9 protein-coding genes are annotated in these 12,814 nt (G+C 72.0%); 7 read left to right on the top strand and 2 right to left on the bottom strand.

What is annotated here, in order from left to right; all coding sequences use genetic code 11:
• Positions 1-135: 135 nt before the first annotated feature.
• Genes FDO69_RS32355 through FDO69_RS32345 form a run of 3 tightly spaced genes read left to right on the top strand, consistent with a single transcriptional unit; the run spans position 136 to position 3,150 of the window.
• On the top strand, positions 136-1,119 hold the full coding sequence (locus FDO69_RS32355) for a Bug family tripartite tricarboxylate transporter substrate binding protein (RefSeq protein ID WP_167526726.1): 984 nt from the start codon (positions 136-138) through the stop codon (positions 1,117-1,119).
• Complete coding sequence (locus FDO69_RS32350; RefSeq protein ID WP_104785249.1) at positions 1,116-1,655, top strand: tripartite tricarboxylate transporter TctB family protein; 540 nt, start codon at positions 1,116-1,118, stop codon at positions 1,653-1,655. Before FDO69_RS32355 ends, FDO69_RS32350 begins: the two co-directional genes overlap by 4 nt.
• A gap of 1 nt (position 1,656) precedes the next feature.
• A complete protein-coding gene (locus tag FDO69_RS32345) occupies positions 1,657-3,150 on the top strand; it encodes a tripartite tricarboxylate transporter permease (protein WP_104785246.1) in 1,494 nt (497 codons plus the stop codon).
• A 149-nt stretch (positions 3,151-3,299) separates the two neighbouring features.
• Here FDO69_RS32345 and efeB read toward each other — a convergent pair whose 3' ends face one another.
• Complete coding sequence (gene efeB / locus FDO69_RS32340; protein ID WP_104785453.1) at positions 3,300-4,574, bottom strand: iron uptake transporter deferrochelatase/peroxidase subunit; 1,275 nt, start codon at positions 4,572-4,574, stop codon at positions 3,300-3,302.
• 50 nt (positions 4,575-4,624) lie between these two features.
• Positions 4,625-6,706, bottom strand: coding sequence for an iron uptake transporter permease EfeU (gene efeU / locus FDO69_RS32335; RefSeq protein WP_104785243.1), 2,082 nt, complete (start codon positions 6,704-6,706; stop codon positions 4,625-4,627).
• 360 nt (positions 6,707-7,066) lie between these two features.
• Between efeU and FDO69_RS32330 the strand changes: the two genes are divergently transcribed.
• The 4 genes from FDO69_RS32330 (at position 7,067) to FDO69_RS32310 (ending at position 12,634) form a co-directional block, all read left to right on the top strand.
• Positions 7,067-8,176 carry a GDSL-type esterase/lipase family protein gene (locus FDO69_RS32330; protein WP_104785237.1) on the top strand — a complete coding sequence of 370 codons (1,110 nt, stop codon included), beginning with the start codon at positions 7,067-7,069 and terminating at the stop codon, positions 8,174-8,176.
• A 312-nt stretch (positions 8,177-8,488) separates the two neighbouring features.
• Positions 8,489-10,120 (top strand): cellulase family glycosylhydrolase, encoded by a 1,632-nt coding sequence (locus FDO69_RS32320; RefSeq protein ID WP_104785235.1) that lies wholly within the window; start codon positions 8,489-8,491, stop codon positions 10,118-10,120.
• Between the two features lie 206 nt (positions 10,121-10,326).
• Positions 10,327-11,442 (top strand): acyltransferase family protein, encoded by a 1,116-nt coding sequence (locus tag FDO69_RS32315; protein WP_104785233.1) that lies wholly within the window; start codon positions 10,327-10,329, stop codon positions 11,440-11,442.
• 154 nt (positions 11,443-11,596) lie between these two features.
• Positions 11,597-12,634, top strand: coding sequence for a LacI family DNA-binding transcriptional regulator (locus FDO69_RS32310; RefSeq protein ID WP_104785230.1), 1,038 nt, complete (start codon positions 11,597-11,599; stop codon positions 12,632-12,634).
• Positions 12,635-12,814: the final 180 nt, after the last annotated feature.

The following is a 12,814-nucleotide window of genomic DNA, read 5'->3' as shown; positions in this document are numbered from 1 at the left end:
CCGCAATGACCAAAACCTCCGTTGCTTCCGGAAGGCAGACAGCCCGCCGGAGCCCGGGCACCATGTGGCCCACGTCACCCTCCCTCACAGAGCCTTTACCTACCCGCATCGACGTACCGACAGGTGGTGGCACTCGTGCGCCTGCGCACTCCCCTCGCCCTGCTCGGGGCCGCCGTGCTCGTGCTCGTCGGACCCCCGCTGCTGACCACCGGCAGCGGCTCCGAGACCGGCACACAGATCCCGGGCCTGCGCTTCATGGTCCCCAACACGCCCGGCGGCGGCTACGACATCACGGCCCGGACGGCCGCGAAGAACGCCGAGGACGCCGGACTGACCCACAACATCGAGGTGTTCAACCTTCCCGGCGCCGGCGGCACGGTGGGCCTCAGCCGGCTGGTGAGCGAACACGGCAACGGCAAGCTCGCCATGTCCATGGGGCTCGGGGTGGTGGGCGCCGTCCGCTCCAACGACGCGCCGAAGACACTCGGGGACACCACGCCGATCGCCCGGCTCACCGAGGAGCAGGACGTGGTGGTCGTGGCGAAGGACTCGCCGTACAAGACGATCGACGACCTGATCGGCGCCTGGAAGGAGAACCCGGGCAAGCTCCCGGTGGGCGGCGGCTCCTCGCCCGGCGGGCCGGACCACCTCGCGCCGATGCTGATGGCGCGGGCCGCCGGGATCCCGCCGAAGCAGGTCAACTACATCCCCTTCGACGGCGGTGGGGAGCTGCTCGCCTCGATCCTCGGCAACAAGGTCGCCTTCGGTGTCTCCGGGGTCGGCGAGTACCAGGACCAGATCAAGGCGGGCGAGCTGCGCCTCCTCGCGGTCACCGGCCCGGAACGCGTCGACGGCCTGGACGCGCCCACGCTGAAGGAGGCGGGCTACGACGTGAACTTCACCAACTGGCGCGGGATCGTCGCCCCGCCCGGCCTGAACGACGGGGAGCGCGACAAGCTCGTGAAACTGGTCGAGGAGCTCCACGACTCCGACGAATGGCGCACGTCCCTGCGGCAGAACGGCTGGGACGACGCCTTCCTCACCGGCGAGAAGTTCGGCGCGTTCCTCGACGCCGAGGACAAGCGCGTGGTTTCGGTGCTGAAGGAGCTGGGACTGTGACGACGCAGACCGACATACCCACCGCGCAGACCGGCGGCGAGCGGCGTTCGTGGCTGCGGGAGCACTCCGAACTCGGCGTGTGCGCCCTGCTGCTGGCGCTCGGCGTCCTGGTCCTGACCGACGCGCTCACCATGGACGTCGACATCGCCCAGCGCGGCCCGGTCGGACCGAAGACCGTGCCGGTCGTGGTCGGCACCGGCCTGCTGGTCATCGCCGCCCTGCTCGCCCTGGACGTGCTGCGCGGCGGACGGGGCCAGGCCGAGGGCGGAGAGGACGTCGACCTGTCCGAGCCCGCCGACTGGCGCACGGTGCTGCTGCTCGCCGGGGTGTTCCTCGGCGCGGCCGTCCTGATCGAGCCGCTCGGCTTCCCCATCGCCGGCGCGCTGCTGTTCTGGGGCGCGGCGTTCGCTCTCGGCAGCCGCCGGATCGACCGCGATCCGCTCATCGCCGCCGGGCTCTCCCTCGTCACCTACACCGTCTTCAACAATCTGCTCGGAGTGCCCCTGCCCGGTGGTCCGCTGATGGGAGTGCTGTGACATGGATGCCTTCAACTCCCTTCTGGACGGCTTCGGTACGGCCCTCACCCCGATCAACCTCCTGTGGGCCGTCATCGGTGTGCTGCTCGGTACGGCGATCGGCGTGCTGCCGGGCATCGGCCCGGCGATGGCGGTCGCCCTGCTGCTGCCGGTGACGTACGGGCTGGACCCGATCGGCGCGTTCATCATGTTCGCCGGCATCTATTACGGCGCGATGTTCGGCGGCTCGACCACCTCCATCCTGCTCAACACGCCCGGTGAGAGCGCGGCGGTGGTGGCGGCCATGGAGGGCAACCCCATGGCGAAGTCCGGGCGCGGCGCCCAGGCCCTGGCGGCGGCCGCCGTCGGGCACTTCGCGGGGGGCCTGATCGGCACGCTGCTGCTGGTGGCGCTCGCGCCGACGGTCGCGAAACTCGCCGTCGACATCGGCGCGCCGGACTACTTCGCCATCATGGTGCTGGCGTTCATCGCGGTGACCTCGGTGCTGGGCTCGTCCCGCATCCGCGGCCTCGCCTCCCTGCTGATCGGCCTCACCCTGGGCCTGGTGGGCCTGGACCAGATGACCGGCCAGCAGCGCCTGACGTTCGGCTCGCTGCAACTGGCCGACGGCATCGACGTGGTGATCGTCGCGGTCGGTCTCTTCGCGATCGGCGAGGCCCTGTGGGTGGCGGCGCACCTGCGGCGCAGGCCGCCCGAGCCGATCCCGGTCGGGCGTCCCTGGCTGGGACGCGGGGATGTGAGCCGGACCTGGAAGTCGTGGCTGCGCGGCCCGTTCATCGGCTTCCCGTTCGGCGCGATCCCGGCGGGCGGCGCGGAGATCCCGACCTTCCTGTCGTACGTGACGGAGAAGCGCCTGTCGAAGCACAAGGACGAGTGGGGCAAGGGCGCCATCGAGGGTGTCGCCGGTCCGGAGTCGGCGGCGTCGGCCTCGGCGGCGGGCACCCTGGTGTCGATGCTGACCCTGGGTCTGCCGACCACGGCGGTCGCGGCCGTGATGCTGGCCGCCTTCCAGCAGTACGGCATCCAGCCGGGCCCGCTCCTCTTCGAGCGCGAGCCCGACCTGGTGTGGGGCCTGATCGCCTCCCTGTTCGTCGGCATGGTGCTGCTGCTCGCGCTCAACCTGCCGCTGGCGCCGGTGTGGGCGAAGCTGCTGCGCATCCCCCGGCCGTACCTGTACGCCGGGATCATGTTCTTCGCGGCGGTCGGTGCGTACGCCGTCGGCGGCGAGGTGATCGACCTGGTGATTCTGCTGATCATCGGGCTGATCGGCTTCGGCATGCGCCGCTACGGGCTGCCCGTGCTGCCCGCCGTGATCGGCGTCATCCTCGGCCCGAACGCCGAGCAGCAGTTGCGGCGGGCCCTGCAGATCAGCGACGGCAGTGTCACGGGGCTGGTCAACACGCCGTTCGCGGTGACCGTGTACGCGGTGATCGTGCTGCTGCTGGTGTGGCCGCTCCTGCGGAAGGCGGTGACGCGCGGCAGCGGCGAGGGCTGAGGTCCGGCCGTCGCGGCGCCCGTTCCCGCGGGCCGTACGGGCGGCGGATCATTCCCCCACCGGTCGCGGCGACCCGTACGCGCGTTCCTGAACCTCGCGCGTGCGGGTCGCCGTTCGTCCAGGGGTTGCGTTCGGCTCGGGCCCGGGCGTCAGGCGGAGAGCAGTCCTCTGCCCAGCCAGTCGGAGGAGTCCCGTACACCGGGCAGGGCGAAGAAATAGCCGCCGCCGGTCGGGGAGATGTAGTCGACGAGGGGTTCGTCGATCAGCCGGGTCTGGGTCGCCTCGAACTGGCGGCGCACGTCCTGCTGGTAGCAGCAGAAAACCAGTCCCATGTCGAGGTCGCCGACGCTGTCGACGCCCCGGTCGTAGTTGTAACCCCGGCGGAGGATACGGGAGTTGTCGGTCTTCGGGGTGCGGGGGTTGGCGAGCCGGATGTGCGCGTCGAGCGGGATCGCCGTGCCGTGCGGGTCCTTGGCGTAGTTCGGGCTGTCGGTCTCCCGGGCGCCGTCCAGCGGGGCGCCGGTGTCCTTGCGCCGGCCGAACATCAGCTCCTGCTCGGACAGCGAGACCCGGTCCCAGAACTCGACGAGCATCCGGATGATCCGGACGACCTGATAGCTGCCGCCGGCCGTCCACGCGGGCTCGCCCTGCCCGTCGCCGACCCACACCAGGTGGTCCATCTCGCGGGCCGACGCGACGTCCGGGTTGGCGATGCCGTCCTTGAAGCCCAGCAGGTTGCGCTGGGCGCCGCTGGGCCGGGGCACGTTCTGGAAGCCGTCGACGCGCCACCGGATCTGCAGTGCGCCCCGCGTGTGCTTGGCGATGTCGCGCAGCGCGTGCAGCACGGTGTCCTGGCGGGCCGCGCAGATCTGCAGGGACAGGTCGCCGTGGCATTCGGCGGGGTTCAGGTTGTCGTTGGGGAAGATCCGCATGGGCGTGAGCCGGTGCGGCTTGGCCGGGGCGAGTCCGTAGCGGTCGTCGAAGAGGGAGGCGCCGACCCCCACGGTGACGGTGAGCGCGTCGGCCGGTACGACGGGGCCGAGGATGCCGTTGTCCGAGGGCGGGGCGCCGACGCCGAGGTCCGCGGGCGTGCCGCCGGAGGTGAGGAAGCGGGCCCGCTCGGTGAGGGTCTTCAGCAGGTCCACCAGTTCGGTACGGCGGTCGGCGATGACGTCGAAGGAGACGAAGGCGGCGGCCGGTGGAGCGGGGGTGAGGATCCCGGCCTGGTGGGTTCCGTGGAAGGCCACCGGGCCGGCACTCGGCTCTCCGGCCGCCCGGGCCGTGCCGCTGCCGCTCTCGGCGAGCGCGAGTCCTCCCCCGGCCAGGACCGCTCCGGCGGCTCCGGCACCGAGGGCCCTCTTCACGAAGGAGCGGCGGCCGGCGTGTGCGGGGCAACCCGTCGGCGGCGTGTCGGCGGACGGCATGGAGGTGTTCCCTTCGGAGTCCTGTGCGGGGTGGTGCCGACGCTCGGCGCTCATGCGGACTTCCTGATCTCGAGCAGGTCCGGCACCGGGGAGAGGTCTTCGAGAAGCTGCCCCGTGGCCCCGTCGATCCGGGCCTTCACCACCGGGTCGAGCCGGTCGACGGGGGTCCAGCGGTTCTCGTGGTGTGCGGAGTCGAGCAGTTGCTGCAGGCGGGCGATGTCCGCGTCGACGGTGGGCAGCAGCCGCGGAGCACGCGCGGTGAGCAACGGCCGGAGCACGGTGAGCAGTTCGCGTGTGCCGGCGAGGTTGGCGTCGGCGGTGGCCAGCCCGGTGCCGCTGCCCTGGTCGGTGTCGCCGGTCAGCTCGAACTGGAGGGTGTTCTCCAGGATCTCGTGGGCGCGCAGGGGCAGGTCGGAGGGGTCGAAGTCCTGGTGCGGGAAGGCCTTTTGCAGCCCGGCGGCATCGTCGGCCAACTGCTGTGCGACCCCCTTGAGCTGCGCAGCGGACCGACCGTGCCACAACCCGTACTCGATCCGGTGGAAGCCGGTGAAGCCCCGGTCGCGCACGCCGCCCGGCAGCCCGTCGGGCCGTCCGTTGATCTTCTGGTCGAAGTCCTCGAAGGTGCCGTAGGCGGCGCCGAGGGAGGCGTAGGTGCGGTGGGCGGTCAGCCAGTCGGTGCGGGCGGTGTCCAGGTGCCCGTCCCGGATGTCGTCGCTGAGCCGCCGGGTCTGGGTGAGAAGCGTCGACAGGCCCCGGTTCACGTACGCCCTGTACGCGTTGAGCGGTGCGGTGAGATCCCGCTGGGTGACGGGGACCACGGCGTGGGCTGCGGCGGTTCCGGCGACACGGACCGCCTTCGAGGTGACGGCCTTGCCGTCGGTCGGCACACAGCGCCAGGCGTAGGTGCCGCCCGCCACGGTGGCGACGAGGTCCCGGGTGGTGCCGGGGGCCAGGCCCTCGATCTCGCCGTAGACCGCGTTCGAGGACGGGTCGATCAGGTACACCTCGGACGTCTGGTTCCCCGTGTTGTGCATCCGGAAGTCCTGCCGCCCCGGCTTCGGCGCGGTGAAGCCCTGACCACAGTCCGTCCCGGAGACGGCGACGGTCTGACCGGCGGCGGGCTTGGAGTCGGCCAGGGCCACGACGAGACCGGCCAGGAGGGTCGGGACGGCGACGACGGCGACGGGGAGGAGCAGGCGGCGACGGGTCGCCGCCGGGCGGCCGGGCCGGCCGGATCGCGGGCTCGCCTGCGGATCGGCGGGCCGGCCGGATCGCGGGCTCGCCTGCGGGGGTGGCGTGGTGGTCCCACGGGCTCCCGGCACTCCGCGCGCTCCCCGGACGAACAGCGGCATCACCACGGCGAGATAGCCGACGTAGCCGACCACTTGGAGCCAGGTCATCGCCGGAGTCAGGTTGAGGACGCCCTGGAGCAGGGTGCTGTACCAGGAACCGGCGTCGACGCTGCCGCTCAGGTCGAAGGCGAACGCCGTCCCGCCGGGCAGCACCCCGCCCTCCTGGAGGTCGCGCAGCCCGTAGCCGAGGACGCCCGCGGCGACGACGACGAGCACCGCGCCGGTGACGGTGAAGAAGCGAGTGAGGTCGATGCGCAGCACCCGGCGGTAGAGCCCCCAGCACAGGACGGCCGCGAGGACGAGGCCGGCACCCGCGCCGGTCAGCGGCCCCGCCGACTCGTCGGCCGCCCGGGCGGTGGTCCACAGGAACAGGGCGGTCTCCAGCCCCTCACGTCCCACGGCGAGGAAGGAGGTGAGGATCAGGACTCCGGCGCCCATGGTCAGCGCCTCGGTGACCTTCTCCCTGATCTCGCCCGCGAGGCTGCGGGCGGACCGCCGCATCCAGAACACCATCGCGGTGACGAAGGCGACGGCGACGATGCTCAGGGCTCCGCCGAAGGCCTCCTGTGCGGTGGTGGAGAGGGAGGCGGCGGTGAAGGTCAGCACCGCGCCGAAGCTCATCGACAGCGCGATCGCGGCGAGCACTCCGGTCCACACCTGCGCCAGCCGCGAACCGGCCCCTGCCCGCACGAGGGTGGCGACCAGCACGGAGACGATGAGTCCGGCTTCCAGCCCCTCCCTCAGCCCGATCAGAAAGCTCGGAAACGAGTCGTCCCACATGTAGCGCGGCCCTCCCGGCCCAACGCCCCGGCGCCCCGCAGGGCGAGTTAGCCAAGGCATGCCTTACCGACGCCGACCATCATGGACTCGGCTCTCTGGGCATCCGGTCATGAATGCCTCATGGCCCGGCAAAAGTACTCAGGGGGCGTCGGCAGACCCCGCCGGAACGGCAGTCAGCCCGCGGGTTCGCCGAAGACTCGGCGGTGCGCTCACCCAGTTTGCACGTCCGCCTCCGGGTGATCGTCGCTGATCGTTCTCGGCCGCCGGACCTCACTCCCTCATCGCCACCCCTTGACGCGTCAATGACAACAATGGCTTGATGCTGGGAGCGCTCCCACCTCATCCAGGGAAGGGACCACCATGCACGGAACCCCCCACTCGTCCCCGCACTTACGGGTCATGTCCGTCCTCGGCCTCCTGGCCGCCCTGCTCCTCCCCCTCGGCATGACGTTCGCACCGCGCGCGTCGGCCGCGCCCGCGGCGGACGCCGTCCGCGTGATGCCGCTCGGCGACTCGATCACCGGCTCTCCGGGTTGCTGGCGGGCCCTGCTGTGGAACCGCCTGGTCAACAGCGGGTACAAGGACATCGACTTCGTCGGCACCCTCCCCCCGCAGGGCTGCGGGCAGGCGCACGACGGGGACAACGAGGGTCACGGCGGCGAGCTGGTCACCAACGTGGCGGACCAGAACCTGCTGCCCGGCCGGTTGTCCTCCACACGTCCGGACATCGTTGTCATGCACTTCGGCACGAACGACGTCTGGAGCAGCATCGCCCCCGATCGCATCCTCGCCGCCTACACCAAGCTCGTGGGGCAGATGAGGGCCTCGAATCCCGACATGCGGATCCTGGTGGCGCAGCTGATCCCGATGAACCCGAGCACCTGCGCGGCCTGTGCCCAGCGCGTCGTCGACTTCAACGCGCGGGTTCCCGGCTGGGCCCGGGCGACCGGCACCGAGCGCTCCCCCGTCAGCGTCGTCGACCAGTGGACCGGCTTCAGCACGGCCACCGACACCTACGACGGCGTGCACCCCAACGCCTCCGGGGACGCCAAGATCGCGGCCCGCTGGTTCCCGGCCCTGGCGGCGGCCCTCGACGCCGGAGTGCCGCAGGACCCGGACGACCCGGGTGGCCCGGGCGGGGACCCCACCGCGTGCACCGCGCGCTTCCGGGCCGTCTCTGTCTGGCAGGGCGGCTACCAGGGCGAGGTGACGGTGACGAACACGTCGGGCTCCGCCGTTCAGGGCTGGACCGCGACTGTCGTACCGGCGGGCGGGGCGCGCCTGACCCAGCTCTGGAACGGCTCCCTCACCACGGCCGCCGACGGCACGGCCACCGTCACCGACGCGGCGTGGAACGGCGCCCTCGCGCCCGGCGCGAGCGCCACGTTCGGCTTCGTCGCCACCGCCCCGGCAACGGCCGGCACCCCGGCGGCGACCGTCACCTGCGCCGGGAAGGCACCCGCCGGGTGACGGCCACGCCGGGCCGGAGAACGCCCAGGCACGGGCGCACCCCTCCGAACCGGGCGCGCCCGAACCCGGCACATCCGGACCAGGCCCACCCGGACCCGGCGCATCCGAACCCGGCCCACCCAGGCCCGGCGCACCCGAACCCGGCCCACCCAGGCCCGGCGCACCCGGACCCGGCCCACCCGAACCCGGCACACCCGGACCCGGCCCACCCGAACCCGGCACACCCCCACCGAGTACCGACGGCAGGACCCCGTCCGGCACGACAGCGCAACCGACAGCGAGTGCCACTCGACCCCCACTTCTGGAGCCGTCATGAGACTCCGCCCCACCTCTCCACGCCCGGCCACCGTGGCCGCCGCCCTGCTCGCCCTCTTCCTGTCCTTCCTCGCCCTCACCCCGCCGGCCCAGGCCGCGCCCACCGGCTTCCGCGTGCAGAACGGCCGGCTGCTGGAGGCCGGTGGGAACGACTTCGTGATGCGGGGCGTCAACCACGCCCACACCTGGTACCCGGACCGCGTCAGCTCCCTCGCCCACATCAAGGCCAAGGGCGCCAACACCGTGCGTGTGGTCCTCTCCAGCGGCGACCGCTGGACCCGCAACGACGCCGCCGACGTGGCGAACGTGATCTCCCAGTGCAAGCAGAACCGGCTGATCTGCGTCCTGGAGGTGCACGACACCACGGGCTACGGCGAGCAGAGCGGAGCCGTCTCGCTCTCCCGGGCCGCCGACTACTGGATCGACATGAAGAGCGTTCTGGCCGGCCAGGAGGACTACGTCATCGTCAACATCGGCAACGAGCCGCACGGCAACATCGGCTACGCGGCGTGGACGGCCGACACCAAGGCCGCGATCGTCAAGCTCCGGGCCGCCGGGTTCAACCACACGATCATGGTCGACGCGCCCAACTGGGGCCAGGACTGGGCGTTCACGATGCGCGACAACGCCGCCTCGGTCTTCGCCGCCGACCCCGACGCCAACACGGTCTTCTCGGTCCACATGTACGGCGTCTTCGACACCGCCGCCGAGATCACCGATTACCTGAACCGGTTCGTCACCGCCCGACTGCCCATCGTCGTCGGCGAGTTCGGCCACGACCACTCGGACGGCAACCCCGACGAGGACACCATCCTGGCGGTGGCCCAGCAGCTCCGGCTCGGCTACCTCGGCTGGTCGTGGAGCGGCAACGGCGGCGGCGTCGAGTACCTGGACCTGGTGACGAACTTCGACCCGGACCGGCTCACCTCCTGGGGACAGCGCCTCTTCAACGGCGCGAACGGCATCGCCGCCACGGCCAAGGAGGCCGCGATCTACGGCTCCGGCGGAGGCGACACCACTCCCCCGACGGCCCCCGGCACCCCCACCGCCTCCGGTGTGACGTCCTCGTCCGCCACCCTGACCTGGGCAGCCGCCTCCGACGCGAAGGGCGTCACCGGCTACGACGTCGTGCGGATCAGCGGCGGCTCCGAGTCCGCCGTCACCAGCACCACGAAGACCACCGCCACCCTCACCGGACTGTCCCCCGCGACCTCCCACACCTTCGCCGTCTACGCCCGCGACGCCGCCGGCAACCGCTCGCCCCGCTCGGGCACGGTGACGGTCACGACCCCGTCCGGCGGCTCACCGTCGGCCTGCGGCGTCGGCTACCGGGTGACGGGCAGCTGGTCCGGCGGCTTCCAGGGCGAGATCGTGCTGCGCAACACCGGCACGTCGGCGATCAACGGCTGGACGCTGCGCTGGACCTTCCCGGACAGCCAGCGCATCACCAACCTCTGGGGCGGTACGGCGACCCAGACCGGCTCCGCGGTGAGCGTGGCGGCCGCCCCGTACACCGCGACGATCCCCGCGTCGGGATCGGTCACCCTCGGCTTCACCGCCTCCCGGTCGACGGCCAACCCCAGCCCGACGGCCTTCACCCTGAACGGCGCCGACTGCTCCGTTAGCTGACCGTCCCCGTACGGCGGTGCCGCCACGGCTCCGGGCACTGCGGCACCGCCCTCGATGTGATCCGCACTACAGCCGCACGGAAAGCGGTTTACGTCGTTCCGCAGTGGTCAGGCGGCGGGGATGTCGCACCGGCACCCCGTCGCCGTATCTCCGGCACGACGCGAATACGACCGTCCGGGTTCCCCGCACGCCGCGCGGGGGGCGTGATGAGCGAGGACACCCTGCGCATCCGCGCGGTCCCGAGCGCAGCGGCGGAACGGAAGACGCCCCCCGTACCGGAGCCGGCCGGCCGCCGGGACGCGTTCTTCGACAACGCGAAGTACCTGGCGATCGTGCTGGTGGCGATCGGGCACTCCTGGGAGCCGCTGCGGGACGGCAGCCGGGCGGCCTCCGCGCTCTACATGGTCGTGTACGCCTTCCACATGCCGGCGTTCATCGTGATCTCCGGCTACTTCTCGCGCTCCTTCGACGCGAGCCCGGGGCGGATCAGGCGCCTGATCACCGGGCTCGCTGTGCCGTACATCGTCTTCGAGACGGCGTACACCCTGTTCACCCGGTGGACCGACCAGGAACCGGACCGGCCGGTGACCCTGCTGGACCCCCTCTACCTGACCTGGTTCCTGATCGCCCTGTTCATCTGGCGGCTGACCACACCGATCTGGCAGCGCGTGCGGTGGCCGCTGCCGGTGGCCCTGGTCATCGCGACGCTGGCGACGCTCTCGCCGTCCATCGGCAACGACCTCGACCTGCAGCGCACGCTGCAGTTCCTGCCGTACTTCGTCCTCGGTCTGCTGCTGCGGCCCGAGCACTTCCGGCTGGTGCGGCGCCGTGCGGCGCGGATCCTCGCCGTGCCGGTCTTCGCCGGTGCGCTCGTCGTGGCTTACTGGGCGGTGCCGCGGATGAGCGGGGCCTGGTTCTACCACCGTGACAGCGCCGAGGAACTGGCCGCGCCCTCCTGGTACGGGCCCGTGATGACGCTGGTGACGTTCGGCTGCTCACTGGTCCTGGTCGCCTGCTTCCTGGCCTGGGTGCCCGGCCGCCGCATGTGGTTCACGGTGCTGGGCGCGGGCACGCTCTACGGCTACCTGCTGCACGGCTTCGTCGCGCAGGGATCCAAGTTCTGGGGCTGGTACGAGCCGGCGTGGGTGCACCGGCCCCCGGGCGAGATCCTCGTGACGGTCGTCGCCGCGCTGCTCGTGACCGTGCTGTGCACCCCACCGGTGCGGCGGGTGTTCCGCTGGGTGATGCAGCCCGACATGGCCTGGGCGTTCCGCCGGGACGCACGCCATCAGGCGCGGGAGCGGAACGCCGTACGGGTGTGAGAGGGCCGGGAGGGCGGACCGCCGATTCGCCCCACGGCCGGGCGGGGCGTGTGCGGAGCGTCCCGCTGCCGGGCCGCGGGGCGTGTGCGGCGCCTCCCGACTCGCTCGTTACCCTCTCTTGACGATCCAGGTGTGACCGATCACAATTCTCGACATGAATGTGACCGGTCACACAAGGCGTCCGGCGAGCATCCGGGATGTCGCCACGGCCGCCGGTGTCTCTTACCAGACGGTCTCGCGGGTGATCAACGGTCATCCCAGCGTCCGGCCGTCCACCCGGGAGCGGGTGCAGGCGGCCATCGAGGAGCTGGGCTTCCGGCGCAACGCCACCGCCCTCGCCCTGGCCAGCGGGCGCACCCGCACCGTGACCGTGCTCACCGCGAACACCACCCACTACGGCTACGCCTCGATCCTGCAGGGCATCGAGGAGGCCGCCCGCGCCGCGTCCTACGCGGTCGGCATCGGCGTGCTGGAATCCGCCGAGGACGCGGCCGTCGCCGCCGAAGTGCAGCGCGCGACGGACACGGGCGGCGGGATCGTCGTGATCGCCTACGACCCGGCCGGGGTGCGGGCGCTGGGAACCGTGCCCGCCGGGGTGCCGGTCGTGGGCGTGGTCGAGACCCCGGCGAGCCCGCCCGGCGGCGAGAGCCCCTGGGTGTGGACCGACGACCGCGAGGCCGCCTACCAGGCGACCCGCCATCTGCTTGCCCTCGGCCACGCGACCGTGCACTACGTCGCCATCCCCTCCAGCACCCGCCGCACCAGCGCGCGCACCAGCGGCTGGCGGCAGGCGCTGAAGGAGGCGGGGGCCCCGGAACCCCGTCCGGCGCAGGGGGGCTGGGGACCGGCGGGCGGTCACGCGGCGGCGCTGAAGCTGGCACGGGACCCGTCCGTCACCGCGATCCTGTGCGGCAACGACGACCTCGCGCTCGGCGTGCTGCGCGCCCTGCACGAGACGGGCCGCTCGGTGCCCGGCGAGGTCAGCGTGGCCGGGTTCGACGACGCCCCGCACTGCGCCTTCCTCACCCCGTCGCTGACCACCGTGCGCCTGGACTTCACCGGCCTCGGCAGGGCCGCTTTCGCCCTGCTGCACGGCGCCCTGGAGGAATCCGCCCCGGTCGCCCCGCATCCCGTGTCCGAACCGGAACTGGTGGTGCGGGAGAGCTCGGGCCCACCGCCCGCCCGTGCCTGAACAGCCCCTGTGGGCACCGCAGTCGCGCATCCGGCCTGCTGAGCCGAACCCGCCTGTGGCGAAAGATCGTGTCCGGACATCACCAGTGGAGCCGTCAAGTGACCGGAGGTCCAGCAGCGTGATCACCCCCACCCGCACGAGATCCCGTACCGGAACCGCCCTGTTCGCAGCACTACTTGG

It is taken from the genome of Streptomyces tibetensis (genome assembly GCF_007655005.1).
Lineage (GTDB): Bacteria > Actinomycetota > Actinomycetes > Streptomycetales > Streptomycetaceae > Streptomyces > Streptomyces tibetensis.
Note: the sequence above shows the minus strand (reverse complement) of the source record. Positions and strands in the feature narration are given on the sequence as shown.